Origin of the sequence: Rhizobium sp. BG4 (assembly GCF_016864575.1) — a bacterium.
GTDB lineage: Bacteria > Pseudomonadota > Alphaproteobacteria > Rhizobiales > Rhizobiaceae > Rhizobium.
Map to the genome: position 1 here is coordinate 3,959,001 of NZ_CP044125.1, position 15,810 is coordinate 3,974,810.

The 15,810-nt window shown below is 62.7% G+C and carries 16 protein-coding genes; 11 read left to right on the top strand and 5 right to left on the bottom strand.

Annotated elements, in window-relative coordinates; genetic code table 11:
- Nucleotides 1-15 precede the first annotated feature (15 nt).
- The 3 genes from F2982_RS19870 (at nucleotide 16) to F2982_RS19880 (ending at nucleotide 3,049) form a co-directional block, all read left to right on the top strand.
- Nucleotides 16-1,212, top strand: coding sequence for a D-alanyl-D-alanine carboxypeptidase family protein (locus tag F2982_RS19870; RefSeq protein WP_203428879.1), 1,197 nt, complete (start codon nucleotides 16-18; stop codon nucleotides 1,210-1,212).
- 144 nt (nucleotides 1,213-1,356) lie between these two features.
- Nucleotides 1,357-2,031 (top strand): dTMP kinase, encoded by a 675-nt coding sequence (tmk, locus tag F2982_RS19875; protein WP_199629644.1) that lies wholly within the window; start codon nucleotides 1,357-1,359, stop codon nucleotides 2,029-2,031.
- A complete protein-coding gene (locus tag F2982_RS19880) occupies nucleotides 2,024-3,049 on the top strand; it encodes a DNA polymerase III subunit delta' (RefSeq protein ID WP_203428880.1) in 1,026 nt (341 codons plus the stop codon). Before tmk ends, F2982_RS19880 begins: the two co-directional genes overlap by 8 nt.
- On the opposite strand, the gene F2982_RS19885 is transcribed toward F2982_RS19880, so the two are convergent.
- On the bottom strand, nucleotides 3,050-3,793 hold the full coding sequence (locus F2982_RS19885; protein ID WP_246777572.1) for a sulfite exporter TauE/SafE family protein: 744 nt from the start codon (nucleotides 3,791-3,793) through the stop codon (nucleotides 3,050-3,052).
- A 287-nt stretch (nucleotides 3,794-4,080) separates the two neighbouring features.
- On the opposite strand from F2982_RS19885, the gene metG reads away from it, so the two are divergent.
- From metG to F2982_RS19905, 4 genes are all read left to right on the top strand, one after another.
- On the top strand, nucleotides 4,081-5,631 hold the full coding sequence (gene metG, locus F2982_RS19890) for a methionine--tRNA ligase (RefSeq protein ID WP_203428882.1): 1,551 nt from the start codon (nucleotides 4,081-4,083) through the stop codon (nucleotides 5,629-5,631).
- Nucleotides 5,632-5,640: 9 nt separating this feature from the next.
- Nucleotides 5,641-6,423: a TatD family hydrolase gene (locus tag F2982_RS19895; protein ID WP_203428883.1), complete on the top strand. Its 783-nt coding sequence runs from the start codon at nucleotides 5,641-5,643 to the stop codon at nucleotides 6,421-6,423.
- 4 nt (nucleotides 6,424-6,427) lie between these two features.
- Entirely contained in the window at nucleotides 6,428-7,258 is an 831-nt protein-coding gene (locus F2982_RS19900; protein WP_203428884.1) for an MBL fold metallo-hydrolase, read from the top strand.
- Between the two features lie 171 nt (nucleotides 7,259-7,429).
- The gene (locus tag F2982_RS19905) at nucleotides 7,430-8,803 is read left to right on the top strand and encodes an ISNCY family transposase (protein ID WP_203428885.1); all 1,374 of its coding nucleotides are present in this window, start codon (nucleotides 7,430-7,432) and stop codon (nucleotides 8,801-8,803) included.
- A 221-nt stretch (nucleotides 8,804-9,024) separates the two neighbouring features.
- On the opposite strand, the gene panB is transcribed toward F2982_RS19905, so the two are convergent.
- Together panB and panC are read right to left on the bottom strand one after the other, a co-directional pair.
- Complete coding sequence (gene panB / locus F2982_RS19910; RefSeq protein WP_203428886.1) at nucleotides 9,025-9,846, bottom strand: 3-methyl-2-oxobutanoate hydroxymethyltransferase; 822 nt, start codon at nucleotides 9,844-9,846, stop codon at nucleotides 9,025-9,027.
- Complete coding sequence (panC, locus tag F2982_RS19915) at nucleotides 9,843-10,718, bottom strand: pantoate--beta-alanine ligase (RefSeq protein ID WP_203428887.1); 876 nt, start codon at nucleotides 10,716-10,718, stop codon at nucleotides 9,843-9,845. Before panC ends, panB begins: the two co-directional genes overlap by 4 nt.
- Before the next feature lie 223 nt (nucleotides 10,719-10,941).
- Here panC and F2982_RS19920 point away from each other — a divergent pair, with 223 nt between their 5' ends.
- The 4 genes from F2982_RS19920 to F2982_RS19935 all read left to right on the top strand — a co-directional run bounded on the left by F2982_RS19920 (nucleotide 10,942) and on the right by F2982_RS19935 (nucleotide 13,590).
- A complete protein-coding gene (locus F2982_RS19920; protein WP_112711957.1) occupies nucleotides 10,942-11,250 on the top strand; it encodes a hypothetical protein in 309 nt (102 codons plus the stop codon).
- Nucleotides 11,251-11,295: 45 nt separating this feature from the next.
- Complete coding sequence (locus F2982_RS19925) at nucleotides 11,296-11,799, top strand: helix-turn-helix domain-containing protein (RefSeq protein WP_203428888.1); 504 nt, start codon at nucleotides 11,296-11,298, stop codon at nucleotides 11,797-11,799.
- A 13-nt stretch (nucleotides 11,800-11,812) separates the two neighbouring features.
- On the top strand, nucleotides 11,813-13,078 hold the full coding sequence (fabF, locus tag F2982_RS19930) for a beta-ketoacyl-ACP synthase II (RefSeq protein ID WP_203428889.1): 1,266 nt from the start codon (nucleotides 11,813-11,815) through the stop codon (nucleotides 13,076-13,078).
- An 83-nt stretch (nucleotides 13,079-13,161) separates the two neighbouring features.
- Entirely contained in the window at nucleotides 13,162-13,590 is a 429-nt protein-coding gene (locus F2982_RS19935; protein ID WP_130278329.1) for a DUF4864 domain-containing protein, read from the top strand.
- 2 nt (nucleotides 13,591-13,592) lie between these two features.
- Here the strand turns inward: F2982_RS19935 and tgt are convergent, their stop codons facing one another.
- Both tgt and queA read right to left on the bottom strand, forming a co-directional pair.
- Nucleotides 13,593-14,723, bottom strand: coding sequence for a tRNA guanosine(34) transglycosylase Tgt (tgt, locus tag F2982_RS19940; protein ID WP_203428890.1), 1,131 nt, complete (start codon nucleotides 14,721-14,723; stop codon nucleotides 13,593-13,595).
- Nucleotides 14,720-15,805 (bottom strand): tRNA preQ1(34) S-adenosylmethionine ribosyltransferase-isomerase QueA, encoded by a 1,086-nt coding sequence (gene queA, locus F2982_RS19945; protein ID WP_203428891.1) that lies wholly within the window; start codon nucleotides 15,803-15,805, stop codon nucleotides 14,720-14,722. Before queA ends, tgt begins: the two co-directional genes overlap by 4 nt.
- Between the last annotated feature and the right edge of the window lie 5 nt (nucleotides 15,806-15,810).

Genomic DNA, 15,810 nt, shown 5'->3' on the forward strand with positions numbered 1-15,810 from the left:
GCTTGGGGACTTGCGATGCTGAAGCGTCTCATCGGTTATTGCGTTTGCCTGCTTTCTGCCGCTTCGGCGGCAGCGGCAGCTGATCCGGCACCTGCCGGTTTCGTCACCAAGGCGGCGCAGGCCTATATGATCGAGGCTTCGACCGGCACGGTTCTTCTCGCGAAGAACGAGGGCCAGTCGTTTTCGCCGGCCTCGCTCGCCAAGCTGATGACGATGGATATCGTCTTTGCCTCGCTGAAGGGCGGCGAGATCACCCTCGATACCGATTATCCGGTCTCCGAATTCGCCTGGCGCACCGGCGGCGCACCGTCACGGACGGCAACGATGTTTGCTTCGCTGAAGAGCCGGGTGCGCGTCGAGGATCTGGTCAAGGGCGTTGCCATCCAGGGCGCCAATGACAGCTGCATCATTCTTGCCGAAGGCATGAGCGGCACCGAGGAGAATTTCGCCGCCGCCATGACGCGCCGTGCCCAGACGCTTGGGATGTCCAAGAGCATCTTCGGCAATTCGACGGGCCTGCCCGACGGCGGCAAGAGCAAGACGACGGCGCGGGATATGGTGACGTTGGCCGCCGATCTGCAGCAGACCTATCCGGCCTATTATCCCTATTTCGCGCAGGCCGATTTCGAGTGGAACAAGATCTTCCAGCGCAATCGCAATCCGCTGCTTGGTCTCGGGCTAGGCGCAGATGGCCTTGCGACCGGCTTTGCCGAAGGCGAGGGCTATTCGATCGTTGCCTCGGTGCAGCGTGACGGCAAGCGGCTGTTCCTGGCGCTCGGCGGCATTGCCTCCGACAAGGAGCGCACAGACGAGGCCAAGCGCATTCTCGAATGGGGGCTGACCTCCTTCGAAACGCGGCAGATCTTTGCCGAGAAGGAAGTTGTCGGGTCGGCGAGCGTCTACGGCGGTCAGTCGGGCAGTGTCGACCTCGTCGCCAAGACGCCGGTCAGCGTCTATATCCCGGTCAGCAATCCCGATCGGCTGGCGGCGCGAATCATCTATCGCTGGCCGCTGACAGCGCCGGTTGCGGCCGATGCGGAGGCGGGGACGCTGGTGATTTCCTCCGGCGGGCGCGTGTTGCGCGAAGTGCCGCTCTTTACCGCGCAGGGCGTGGCCGAGGGCTCGCTGACCAGCCGGGCGGTCGATGCGCTGCTCGAACTCGGCGAATCCGTGTTCTTCTCCTGGCTTTGGGACAAGCCCGAAGGCGCCTGACGACCGGGCCGGCACTTGAAATTGGCGGGGAAGGGCGCTTGCCCGGCTCAGTGCAAGGTTTCACTTGGCGGCGTCTTCGGCTAGATAGGTCAGGAGCCCTGCGTCAATTCTTTCGCAGGATGGCGAGAAGACGGGAAAGTGCGCGTGTCGTCCGGTACGGGATTGTTCGTTACATTCGAAGGCGGTGAGGGGGCTGGCAAATCGACCCAGATCCGCCGCCTTGCCGAAGCTTTGCGCGAGCGCGGACATCAGGTGCTGCTGACGCGCGAGCCCGGCGGTTCGCCGGGTGCGGAAGCCGTTCGCCATGTGCTGCTGTCAGGCGCGGCCGAAGCTTTCGGCACGCGGATGGAAGCGATCCTGTTTGCCGCCGCGCGTAACGATCACGTCGAGGAAATCATCCGGCCGGCGCTGCTGCAGGGCAAGATCGTGCTCTGTGACCGCTTCATGGATTCCTCGCGCGTCTATCAGGGCGTAACCGGCAATCTGGAGCCCGATTTCATCGAGACGCTGCAGCGCATCGCCGTCAACGGCGTGGTGCCGGATTGCACCGTCATCCTCGATATTCCAGCAAGTGCCGGTCTTGCCCGGGTGCAGAAGCGCAATGCGGACGGTCCCGATCGCTTCGAGAAAGAAGAACTCGAAACGCACGAGAAGCGCCGCGAGGCCTATCTCGATATCGCCGCCCGCGAACCGGAACGCTGCCACGTCGTCAATGCCATGCAGGACGAGGCCGCCATCGCTGCCGAAATCCTTGAGATCATCACGCAGCTGACGAGCACTGACGCAGCCGAAAAGACACCGGAAGCCGTTCATGAGTGAGGACCGGCCCGGCCTGCTGGATGGGGCGATCTGGCCGGCGGAAAATCCCAAGCTCTTTGGTCACGAGGATGCGGAGGCTTTCCTCTCGCAGTCCTATCGCTCCGGCAAGGGGCATCATGCGGTCCTGATCGAGGGGCCGGAAGGCATCGGCAAGGCGACGCTGGCCTTCCGCTTTGCCAATTACGTGCTTTCGCACCCCGATCCCGGGACCGCGCCTGAAATCATTCCCGATCCGGATCCGAATTCTCCCGTCAGCCGCCAGATCTCATCGGGTGCCTCGCACAATCTCCTGCATCTGGCGCGGCCGGTCGACGAGAAGACCGGCAAGGTCAAGTCGGCGATCACCGTCGACGAGGTGCGCCGCGCCGGGAAATTCTTCTCGCAGACATCAGGTACCGGCAACTGGCGCATCGTCATCATCGATCCGGCCGACGACATGAACCGGAATGCCGCCAATGCGATCCTGAAGATCCTCGAGGAGCCACCGAAGCGGGCGCTGTTCCTGGTTCTCTCGCATGCGCCAGGAAAGCTGCTGCCGACCATCCGCTCGCGATGCCTGCCGCTGAAGCTTTCGCCGCTTGGCGAAGGCGACCTCGCGGCGGCGCTCGGCAATCTCGGCGCCGCGGCCGACGACGAGTCGCTGCTTGCGGCCGCCAAGGGCAGCGTCGGCGAGGCACTGAAGCTGATGAATTATGGTGGCGGCGAGATCATCAATGCCTATCAGGACGTGCTTTCGGCACAGGGACCGGCGGCGCGGCGCGCGATGCACCGGCTGGCCGACGCTCTCTCCGGCAAGGAAAGCGATACGATCTTCGAGTTCTTCGTGAGCCATGTCGGCGAAGACCTGATGGACCGGGCGCGTCAGGCGGCGCGGGCAGGGGATATCGCCGGTGCCGAGCGGATGGCGCGGCTGCAATCGGATGTGAACGAGCGGCTGACGGTGTCGGGCGCCTATAATCTCGACCGCAAGCAGACGATCCTCGGCATTCTCGCCGATATCAAGCAACCCGGGCCGTAATCAAGCCGTCAGCAGCTTCCAGGCGACGACGGCAAGCGTCAGCGCCAGCACGATGCGGATGGTGCGTTCGTGCAGCTTCGGCGCCAGCAGGCTGCCTGCGATGATCCCCGGGATCGAACCGATGAGCAAGGCAATCAGCATCAGCCAGTCGATCTCGCCGATGAACCAGTAGCCCATGCCGCCGATCAGCGTCAGCGGCACTGCATGGACGATATCGGAACCGACGATCTCGCGCACATCGAGGTTCGGATACAGAACCAGGAGAATGGTGACGCCAAGCGCACCGGCGCCGACCGAGGTCAGCGTGACGAGAATGCCAAGCGCCAGGCCGAGGATGGCGGTGAAGATGGCGATCGTCGCGGGCTTCGGCGGCGAGCGCTCGCCGATGGCGCTCTTGGCAAAGGCGAGCACTTGGGAGCGGAAAATCAGCATGAAGGCGGTCATGACCAGCAGCCAGCCAAGCGCGATGGTGATCGTATGGGCGACCTCGACGCTCTTGCGGTCGACGCCGGACATCAGCCAGAGCATTAGCAGGGCGGCCGGGACGCTTCCGGCGGCGAGCGAGCCGACGATGCGCCAGTTGATGCGGCCATGTATGCCGTGGACCGCGGTACCCGCTGATTTGGTGATCGCGGCATAGAGAAGGTCGGTGCCGACGGCAGTTGCCGGATGGACGCCGAAGAGCAGCACCAGCAGCGGCGTCATCAGCGAGCCGCCGCCGACGCCTGTAATGCCGACGAGCATGCCGACAAAGAAGCCGGAGAGCGAATAGAGCGGCTGGAAGGTTTCGGGAAGGCTCAAGCGGCATTCCCCGATGCGCGTGCGGCGATCAGCTCAATTTTCACGGTCTACTCTGCCTCGCCCCTGATGATGGCAAAGGGGTAGGATGCGGGCAAAAACGAGTCAAGCTCAGCTTGCCGCGCAGACGGCCAAAAGGCTGCCGCTTTCGAAACTTAGTGTTTCTCTTCGCCATGACATGCGCTAAGAGCGGCTGACAATTTTTATAGAGTAAGCCGGACAAGATGGCCGCCATGACAGACAAGAAGCCCTTCTACATCACCACCGCGATTTCCTATCCGAACGGCAAGCCGCATATCGGCCATGCCTACGAACTGATCGCCACCGACGCCATGGCGCGCTTCCAGCGCCTCGACGGCCGTGATGTGTTCTTCCTGACGGGTACCGACGAGCACGGCCAGAAGATGCAGCAGACGGCGCGCAACGAGGGCATCACGGCCCAGGAACTTGCCGACCGCAATTCCGGTGAATTCCAGGCGATGGCGAAGCTGTTGAATGCGTCGAACGACGACTTCATCCGCACGACGCAGGAGCGCCACCACGAGACTTCGCGCAACATCTGGAACCTGATGGCCGACAACGGCGACATCTACAAGGATTCCTATGCCGGCTGGTACTCGGTTCGTGACGAAGCCTATTACCAGGAAGACGAGACCGAAGTGCGCGCCGACGGCGTCCGCTATGGCCCCCAGGGCACGCCGGTCGAATGGGTCGAGGAAGCCAGCTACTTCTTCAAGCTGTCCGAATACCAGGACAAGCTCCTGAAGCACTACGAAGAGAACCCGGATTTCATCGGCCCGTCCGAGCGCCGAAACGAGGTCATTTCCTTCGTCAAGTCCGGCCTGAAGGACCTCTCGGTCTCGCGCACGACCTTCGACTGGGGCATCAAGGTTCCGAACGACCCCGAGCATGTCATGTATGTCTGGGTCGACGCGCTAACCAACTACATCACCGCGACCGGCTATATCGAAGACCGCAATGGACCGCGGGCGAAATACTGGCCGGCCGATGTGCATATCATCGGCAAGGACATCATCCGCTTCCACGCCGTCTATTGGCCGGCCTTCCTGATGTCGGCGGGTCTGCCGCTGCCGAAGCGCGTCTTTGCCCACGGCTTCCTGCTCAACAAGGGCGAGAAGATGTCGAAGTCGCTGGGCAACGTCGTCGATCCCGTCAATCTCGTCAATCACTTCGGTCTCGACCAGGTGCGCTACTTCTTCCTGCGCGAAGTCTCCTTCGGCCAGGACGGCAGCTATAGCGAAGAGGCGATCGGCCAGCGCATCAACGCTGACCTCGCCAATGGTATCGGCAACCTTGCCAGCCGCTCGCTGTCGATGATCGTCAAGAATTGCGACGGCAAGATCCCGGAACCCGGTCCGCTGACGGATGAAGACAAGGTGATGCTGGCTGCTGCCGATGCGCTGCTGGATTCCAACCGCGAAGACATGGGCAAGCAGATGATCCACAAGGCTGTCGCCTCGATCATCGGCGTGGTCTCCGAGACCGACCGCTATTTCGCCGGCCAGGCGCCGTGGGCGCTGAAGAAGACCGATCCGGACCGTATGGCCACCGTGCTCTACGTTACGGCAGAAGTCGTCCGCCAGATCGCCATCCTGCTTCAGCCGATCGTACCGGAATCGGCCGGGAAGCTGCTCGATCTCGTTGCCGCTCCTGCGGACAAGCGCGATTTCGCAGCGCTCGGCGAGGCCGGCCGTCTGGTGCCAGGCACGCAGCTTGAGGCACCGGCACCGGTCTTCCCGCGTTACGTCGCGCCCGAGGCTTAAGGACTGCCGATGCTGATCGATACGCATTGCCATCTGGACTTTGCCGATTTCGACGCTGAGCGCGACGAGATCGTTGCTCGGGCGCACCAGTCCGGCGTCAAGCAGATGGTGACGATCTCGACGCGCGTCAGGAAGCTCGACGGGCTGCTGGCGATCACCGAGCGCTATCCGTCGGTCTTCTGCTCGGTCGGCACGCATCCGAACAGCGCCAACGAGGAACTTGATATCCAGACGGAAGATCTCGTCCGTCTGGCGAACGCCCATGAGAAGATCGTTGCGATCGGCGAAGCCGGTCTCGACTATTTTTATGACACGCAGACGCCTGCGGACCAGCAGACCGGCTTTCGCCGTCACATCGCGGCTGCGCGCGAAACGCAGCTGCCGCTGGTCATTCACAGCCGCAGCGCCGACGAGGACATGGCGGCGATCCTGACCGAGGAAACAGGGAAGGGGGCCTTCCCTTTCATCCTGCATTGCTTCTCGGCCGGCCCTGAGCTTGCGAAGACCGGCGTCGAGCTTGGCGGTTATATCTCCTTCTCGGGCATCCTGACCTTCCCTAAGTCGGAAGAACTGCGGGCGATCGCCAAGACGATCCCGCATGACCGGCTGCTAGTCGAAACCGACGCGCCTTATCTGGCGCCGAAGCGCTGGCGCGGCAAGCGCAACGAGCCATCCTACGTCGTGAACACCGCCGAGGTGCTCGCCGAGACACTCGATCTCAGCTACGCCGAGATGGCGCGCATCACCACCGACAACGCCTTCCGGCTGTTCACCAAGATGCCAAGGATCTAGCGGCGTGGGCTACCGGCGGCGTTTCACCATTCTCGGCTGTTCGTCGTCGCCAGGCGTGCCGCGCATCACCGGTGACTGGGGCGCCTGCAATCCGGACAATCCGAAGAACCGGCGCACGCGCGCATCCTTCATGGTGCAGCAGTTCGACGGCAATGGCGGCGTCACAACCGTCGTCGTCGATACCGGATCCGATTTCCGCGAGCAGATGATCGCCGCCAAGGTCGGTCACATCGATGCGGTGCTCTACACGCATCCGCATGCCGACCATATCCACGGCATCGACGATCTGCGTGGCTACTATCACAATGCCCAGCAGCGCGTGCCGATCTACGCCAATGCGTTCACGATGGAGCGTATCCGCCAAGGTTTCGGCTATTGCATCGAAACGCCGCCAGGCAGCAATTATCCGCCGATTGTCGAGCCCAGGCTGATCGAGACGCTCGACGCGTCGATCCGCATATCCGGCGCCGGCGGCACCATTTCGTTTCTGCCGCACGAGCAGCAGCACGGCGATATCATCTCGCTCGGCTTCCGCATCGGCAATGTCGCTTATTGCAGCGATATCAGTGACTTTCCGGCGGAAACTGCAGTGAGGCTTGAAAAGCTGGATGTGCTGATCATCGATGCACTTCAATACCGATATCATCCGAGCCATCTGTCGCTGGAACAGTCGCTGGACTGGATCGCAAGACTGCAGCCGAAACGCGCGATCCTGACGCATATGCATACACCGTTGGACTACGACACAGTGATGGGCGAGACGCCGGATCACGTCGAACCGGCTTACGACCAGATGCAGTTCGAGATCGAACTCAGCGAGCTGGAAGAGCGCTGAGGGCGTCAGAGTGCCGGTTTTCCGGGGTTCTCAGGTAATCTGGGTATATCGTTTAGTTCCATAATCTATCTTATGCGATCTTTGCATGTAGCCACAAAGTTAGAATGTCCTGTTTCTGCAAAGTTGGAATGTCACACTCCCCGGGTCTGAAGGATGCGTGGGAGATTGCAGATGGGATTGATAGCGATGAGCGAGCGCGATCTGCAGCGGATTGAGATTTTATCGAAGGTGGCCGCTGGCCGGATGACGACGGTGTCAGCGGCGCATGTGCTTGACCTGAGCGAGCGCCAGGTGCGCCGACTTCTGGAACGGATACGGATTGGCGGCGCGGCATCGATCCGCCACAAGGCGATTGGCCGGCCATCGAACAACCGGATCAGCGACGGCGTTCGGGACTATGCGATGACGCTGGTTCGCGAACGTTATGCGGATTTCGGCCCGACGTTGGCGACGGAGAAGTTGGCTGAGCGCGATGGCTTGCGGGTGTCACGCGAGACGGTGCGCGGTTGGATGTCCGAGGCCGGACTGTGGCTGTCGCGCAAGCAGCGCCGGACGTTTCACCAGCCGCGGCTTCGACGCGAGGCTTATGGCGAGTTGGTGCAGATCGACGGATCGGAGCATCGCTGGTTCGAGGATCGCGGGCCGCCTTGCTCGCTGCTGGTGTTTGTCGACGATGCGACCGGCAGGCTGATGCAGCTGCGTTTCGTGCGCTCGGAAAGTGCCTTCACCTACTTCGAGGCGCTGGAACTCTATCTCCACCGTCACGGCGCGCCGATTGCCTTTTATTCGGACAAGCATTCGGTGTTCCGGGTGGCGAAGAAGGATGCCAAAGGTGGCCAGGGCATGACCCAGTTCGGGCGTGCACTTTGCGAGTTAAACATCGAGATTCTATGCGCAAATTCGAGCCAGGCCAAGGGTCGTGTCGAACGCATGAACCGGACGCTGCAGGACCGCCTGGTCAAGGAGCTCAGGCTTTGCGGCATCGACAGCATGGAGGCCGGCAACGCGTTTTTGCCGGACTTCATGGAGGACTACAATGCGCGTTTTGCGGTTACCCCTGCCCGGTCTGATGATCTGCATCGGCCGCTGAATCTGGCGCCAGATCGGTTGACGGAGATCCTGTGCAAACGCGAGCAGCGCTATGTTGGATCGCAGCTGACGTTTTCGTTCGAGCGCCAGCGGATCATGCTGGAGGAGACCGATGTGACGCGTGGGCTGGTGGGGCGCTATGTCGAGACCTATGCCTATGCCGACGGTCGTCTGGATGTGCGGTGGAAAGGCTACTCCCTGCCCTACACGGTGTTCGACAAGGACCAGCGGGTGACGCATGCCGCGATCACCGAGAACAAGCGGTTGGGTGATGTTCTGGCCTATATCAAGGAGCGCCAGGAGCAGCAGGACAAGCCGAAGGTGAAGAGCAGCAGTGACAAGAATGGCTACGTCAAACGGGCTCGCGGACCTGGCCGGCGGAAGGATTTCATGAACGATCCGGCAGTGATCGCACGGCGCCAGAAAGCATTGTCGCGACAGCAGGCTGCGGAGTGAGGCGTGTCAAAGCTAAAGCCGAAGAGGTGTATTTACCACCCGCCCCGATCTGATCTTGCAACCGGGATCAGCCGCTCAGATCGGGGCTGACCGTTGTGCCGTGTGATGACCACGCGGACATTTCTACCTTGCAAACCGCCGGACATTCCAACTCTCCCGCCACATTGCATAGGCGTTTCCGAGGGCCTGATAAAGCCGCCCGCTTCCCTGATTGGCTGCGGTCACGTCCTGCGCTTGAATGTGTGCTCCACTGCCGGAAACGCTCGTGAGCGGACATCCTTCGCATATTCCTCTGCAGCGGACGCGGCGCGTTTGCCGAGTTCGTCGTAGCGTTTGACGAAGCGTGGCGTGAAATCGTTGAAGAGACCGAGCATGTCGTCGGAGACGAGGATCTGGCCGTCGCAGGCCGAGGATGCGCCGATGCCGATTGTCGGGATATGGATCGCCGATGTGACTTCGCGGGCCAGCGGCTCGACGGTGCCTTCGACGACGACGGCAAAAGCACCGGAGCCGCCGATCGCGTGGGCGTCGCGGCGGATCTTCGACGTCTCGTGCTCCGTGTGCCCGACCGAGCGGTAGCCGCCGGCGGTATGGACGAGCTGCGGCATCAGGCCGATATGGCCGAGAACCGGGATGCCGCGAGCCGTCAGGAACGCGATCGTCTCCACCATCTCCTCGCCGCCCTCGAGCTTGACGGCGTCGCAGCCGGTTTCCTGCAGGATGCGGACGGCGTTGCGGAAGGCCACTTCCTTTGATTCCTGGTAGGTGCCGAACGGCATGTCGACGACGACGCAGGCCTTCTCGACGCCGCGCATCACCGCCTTGCCATGGGCGACCATCATGTCGAGCGTCACGGCCGTCGTGGTCTCCATGCCGTAAAGCACCATGCCGAGCGAATCTCCGACGAGGAGAAGATCGCAATGGGCATCGAGGAGACGCGCCATCGGCGTCGTATAGGCTGTCAGGCAGACGATCGGCGTGCCGCCCTTCATCGCGGTGATGCGGGATGGGGTCAGGCGCTTGCTTGTTCCGGATGCACTCATCGCACCGCTCCTATCCTTGCCACGCCCTGCCCGCCGATAACCCTGTTATCCAGCAGCCGCGTCGTGCCGATCCTGACGAAGAGCGCGACGACAACGGGATCGCTGATGACCTCGACCGGCTTCAGCGTCTCCGCGTCGCGCACGGCGACGACTTCGGGATTGGCGAGCGGCTCCCGGCCAAGGAATGCTTTCAGCAGATGTTCGAGCTCGGCGGGATCGGTCAGGCCGGCGGCGACCAGCCGCTCAGCCTCGGCGAGCGTCTGCGGCACGATGACTGCTGCCTTGCGCTCGCCGGCGCTCAGATAGACATTGCGCGACGACAGCGCGAGGCCGTCGTGATCACGCACTGTCGGCACGGGTACGATGCGCACCGGCAGCGCGAGATCGTCGACCATGCGCCTGATGACGACGACCTGCTGATAGTCCTTTTCGCCGAAATAGGCGCGCTGCGGCTGGACGATGTTGAAGAGCTTGCAGACGACGGTGGCGACGCCGGCGAAATGCCCGGGCCTCACCGCTCCTTCGAGCTCGCGGCCGATCTCCGGCACATCGACAACCGTCAGCATCGGCTTCGGATACATGTCGGTGACACCGGGCGCGAACAGGATGTTGACGCCGCCCTGGCGGAGCATGGCCGTGTCGCGGTCGAGATCGCGGGGATATTTGCTGAGGTCTTCGTTGGCACCGAACTGCAGCGGATTGACGAAGATCGAAGCGACAACGATGTCGTTCTCCACCCTCGCCCGCGATACCAGCTCCATATGGCCGGCATGCAGATAGCCCATGGTCGGAACCAGGCCGATGGTGCGCGATTGCCGGCGTAAGGCTTCGAGCGCCGCGCGCAGTTCGCCGATGTCAGAGAAAACTCGCATTATCCACCCGTCACTCCACCTCGCGCGCATAGAAATTGCAATCGGGCCGGAAGGTCAATCCTCGTACGGGCCTTCGTCCAGGATATAAACGATTATATGCTAATCTGCTGATAATGGGAGCAAATTTCGGGAGGCCGAACTGTGCTGGAGGGCAGCGCCTGCCCTTGCCTTCCCGCCGATGATGCCAATCTCACAGGGGATCCTGTCTCAGCTGGAGGTTCCCTTGCCCTGGATTGCCTATATCGTTCATTTCATCGCCGCCGCGTTTCTGACCAACGGCATTCCGCATTTCGTCAACGGCGTCAGCGGGCGCGCTTTCAGGACGCCTTTCGTAAGGATGAGCGGCAGCAAGCTGAGCTCGCCCGAGGTCAACGTCATCTGGGGCTGGCTGAATTTCCTGATCGCCTTTCTGCTCTTCGCCAATATCGGGCCGCTCTATATCGGCACGCCCGGAGATACGATCTTCGTTGCTGCGGGCATGCTGGTGATGGGCGTCATTCTCGCCCGGATCTTCAGTTCCGACGCGCGCTGAAGAGTGACTTGCTAAAAGCAAGTGACTGCGATAGTGACTTGCTTCATGCAACGGACCAGCTTTGCCATCTTTCCATGCCCTGCCGCCCGCGCGCTGAACAGCGTCGGCGATTCCTGGAGCATCATGATCCTGCGCGACGCCTTTCAGGGCCTGACGCGCTTCGACGATTTCCAGAAGAGCCTCGGGATCGCGCCGAACATCCTGACGCGGCGCCTCGCCCACCTGGTCGAGGAGGGCATTTTCGAGAAGCGGCTCTATAGCGAGCGCCCTGCCCGCTACGAATATGTGCTGACCGCGAAGGGACAGGATTTCTTCCCGGTGCTGATGGCGCTGTCGACATGGGGCGGACGCCACGCTCCGCAGGAAGATCTCGCCTATCTTCTCGGCAATGCGTCCGGCGAAAAGCTTGATGCCAAGCTGGTCGATGCCAGGAACGGCGAAGAACTCACCCCCCGGAATACCTGCCTGCTGCCCGGCCCTGCGGCCGATGAGGCGGCGCATGAGCGCATTGCGCGGATGAAGGCCTGGTATCTGGGTTTTGATGCCTAGAAAGGACAAGAATATGGATCGGATCGTCGTTACCGGCATGGGGCTCGTCTCGCCGCTTGGAACGGGCGTCGAGACTGCCTGGAAGCGCCTGCTTGCGGGCGGCTCGGGGCTGCGCGTGCTGGGAGAGGATGTCGTCGGCGATCTGCCGGCCAAGGTCGGCGGAGTCGTGCCTGACATTGCCGAGGATGCCGAAGGCGGATTCGATCCCGACCGCTACATCGTGCCGAAAGACCAGAAGAAGATGGACCGCTTCATCCATTTCGCGATGGCGGCGGCCGATGAGGCCGTCCGCCAGGCTGGATGGATGCCGGAGGATACCGCCTCGCGGGAGCGCACGGCAACGATCATCGCCTCGGGCGTCGGCGGCTTTCCCGCGATCACCGATGCTGTGCGGACGGTCGAGACGCGCGGGCCGCGGCGTCTGTCGCCCTTTATCGTCCCCTCCTTCCTCGTCAATCTGGCAGCCGGCCAGGTCAGCATCAAATACGGCTTCAAGGGGCCGCTCGGTGCGCCGGTCACGGCCTGTGCCGCCAGCGTCCAGGCAATCGGCGACGCGGCGCGGCTGATCCGCTCCGGCGAGGCCGATGTAGCAATCTGCGGCGGTGCGGAAGCCTGTATCGATCGCGTCAGCCTCGGCGGCTTTGCGGCCGCTCGGGCGCTGTCGACGGGGTTCAACGAGACACCGGAGCTCGCTTCGCGGCCGTTCGACACCCAGCGTGACGGTTTCGTCATGGGCGAAGGTGCGGGCATTCTCGTGATCGAGACGCTCGAGCATGCGCTGGCGCGTGGTGCGACACCGCTTGCCGAACTCGTCGGCTATGGCACGGCGGCCGACGCCTATCATATGACGGCCGGACCCGAGGATGGCGACGGCGCGCGACGGGCGATGGAAGCCGCCATCCGTCAGGCGAAGATCGCTCCCTCCGAGATCAAGCATCTCAACGCTCACGCGACCTCCACCCCGGTCGGCGACCGCGGCGAGATGGCGGCGATCGCGACGGTTTTCGGCCGCAATGGCGAGATCGCCATCAGCTCGACGAAATCGGCGACCGGCCATCTGCTGGGTGCGGCAGGCGGGCTGGAGGCGATCTTCACGATCCTGGCGCTGCGCGATCAGATCGTCCCGCCGACGCGCAATCTCGAGGAAGCCGATCCGGTGGCAGAAGGCCTCGATATCGTCGGCAAGACGGCGCGCAAGGTCGAGATGGAATACGCGATCAGCAACGGCTTCGGCTTTGGCGGCGTCAATGCGAGCGCCCTCTTCCGCCGCTGGCATTAAACGCGATGGCGGGCTCTGAGCCCGCCACTTTCAAATCCCCGCAGATGCCCTACACTCCTGTCTATATGGCTGGAGGCTCCCGCATGCGTGCTCTATCCGCAATTCTCGTCCTGTGTGCCGCATTCATCGCCGCTTCTCTGCCGGCTCGAGCGGAAGACCCGTTGGAAACGACGCAGCAGGTTATCGAGCGGCAGATCAGTGCCTTCCTGAAGGATGATCCGGATACGGCCTATTCCTATGCCGCGCCTGGCATCAAGGCGCTGTTTCCGGACAAGAACGTGTTCTTCGCGATGGTGAAGAAGAGCTATGAGCCGGTCTATCATCCCGGCAATTACGCCTTCGGCCGCAGCAAGTCGGTCGATGACGGCGCGATGATCTATCAGGAAGTGCTGATTTCTGGCCGCGACGGCAAGGACTGGACGGCCATCTACCAGATGGCGCGCCAGCCTGACGGGCAATACAAGATCAACGGCGTCCAGATCGTTCCGAACACCGACAGCAAGGGTATCTGATCTCAAACGGGATCGAGATCGCCCCTCGCCCATTCGTCCATCGTCTCGGCCATGAAATCGGCGAAGCGGTCTTCGGCGATCGCCTTGCGGATGCCCTGCATCAGTTCCTGATAGTAGTTCAGGTTATGCCAGGAGAGCAGCATGCCGCCGAGCGCCTCGTTGGCGCGGACGAGGTGGTGCAGGTAGGCGCGGGAGTAATCGCGCGTCGCCGGGCAGTTCGACTGGTCGTCGAGCGGGCGCATGTCCTCGGCATGACGGGCATTGCGGATATTGACCTTGCCGCGGCGGGTGAAGGCGAGACCATGACGGCCGGAGCGGGTCGGCATCACGCAGTCGAACATGTCGATGCCGCGGGCGACCGATTTCAGCATGTCATCAGGCGTGCCGACACCCATCAGGTAGCGCGGCTTTTCGGTAGGAAGAACGGGCAGCGTCGTGTCGAGCATGCGCAGCATGACATCCTGCGGCTCGCCGACGGCGAGGCCACCGACGGCATAACCCTTGAGGTCGAGCTGGGCCAGCGCTTCGGCAGAGCGGATACGCAGGTTCGGCTGGTCGCCGCCCTGGACGATGCCGAACATCGCCTTACCCGGCTGATTGCCGAAGGCCACCTTGCAGCGCTCCGCCCAGCGCAGCGAGAGTTCCATGGCGCGCTCGATCTCGCGCGGCTCGGCCGGAAGCGCCACGCATTCGTCGAGCTGCATCTGGATATCGGAACCGAGCAGGCCCTGGATCTCGATCGAGCGCTCCGGCGACATATGATGCAGGCTGCCGTCGACATGCGACTTGAAGGTCACGCCCTGTTCGTCGAGCTTGCGCAGACCGGAAAGCGACATGACCTGGAAGCCACCGGAGTCCGTCAGGATCGGGTGTTCCCAGCGGATCAGCTTGTGCAGGCCGCCGAGGCGGGCGACGCGCTCGGCGCCCGGGCGCAGCATCAGGTGATAGGTATTGCCGAGAATGATGTCGGCGCCGGTATCCCGCACCTGGTCGAGATACATCGCCTTGACGGTGCCGACGGTACCGACGGGCATGAAGGCCGGCGTGCGGATCGTGCCGCGCGGCATGGAGATTTCGCCAAGGCGGGCGCCGCCATCGGTCTTCTTGAGGGTGAACTGGAAGTTCTCGGTCATCTGTCGTTCCGGAAAAGAAGGCTCGAATCGCCGTAGGAATAGAAGCGGTAGCCTGTCGAAATGGCGTGTTCGTAAGCCGCGTGCATGGTCTCGAAACCGGCAAAGGCGGAGACAAGCATGAACAGCGTCGAACGCGGCAGGTGAAAATTGGTCATCAGCATATCGACCGCCTTGAAGCGGTAGCCCGGCGTGATGAAGATGCCGGTGGCGCCGGCCCAGGGCAGGATTTCGCCGCTGTCGGCCGCCGCACTCTCGATCAGGCGCAGCGACGTGGTGCCGACGCAGACGATGCGCCCACCCCTCGCCCTGACGGCGTTGAGCTTGGCGGCAATCTCCTCGGTGACATAGCCGCTTTCGAGATGCATCTTGTGATCGTCGGTATCATCGGCCTTCACCGGCAGGAAGGTTCCGGCGCCGACATGCAGCGTCACGAAGTGGCGTTCGATGCCGGCCTTGTCGAGAGCGGCAAAGAGCTCCGGCGTGAAATGCAGGCCGGCCGTCGGCGCGGCGACAGCGCCTTCTTCGCGGGCGTAGATCGTCTGGTAGTCGGCGCGGTCGCGCTCGTCTTCCGGGCGTTTGGCAGCGATGTAGGGCGGCAGCGGGATATGGCCGACGGAAGCGATCGCTTCGTCAAGCGCCGGACCCGAGAGATCGAATGCGAGCGTCACCTCGCCCGCATCGCCCTTCTCGACGACGGTGCAATCGAGCTGGCCGAGAAAGCAGCTCTCGCCGCTATGGCCGAAAGCGATGCGATCGCCTTCCTTGATGCGCTTGCCGGGCTTGGCAAAGGCCTTCCAGCGGTTGGCGCCGACACGCATGTGCAGTGTCGCCGAAACCTGCTGGCCGCCCGCCCCTTCGCGATGGCGGATGCCCTCGAGCTGAGCGGGAATGACCTTGGTGTCGTTGAAAACCAGCGCATCGCCGGGCTTCAGAAAATTCGGGAGATCGCGAACAATATGGTCGCTCAGCACCTCGCCGGCGGACGCATCGACGACCAGCAGGCGCGCGCTGTCGCGCGGCTCGGCGGGCCTCAGGGCAATCCGCTCATCCGGCAGGTCGAAATCGAAAAGGTCTACGCGCATCGGGG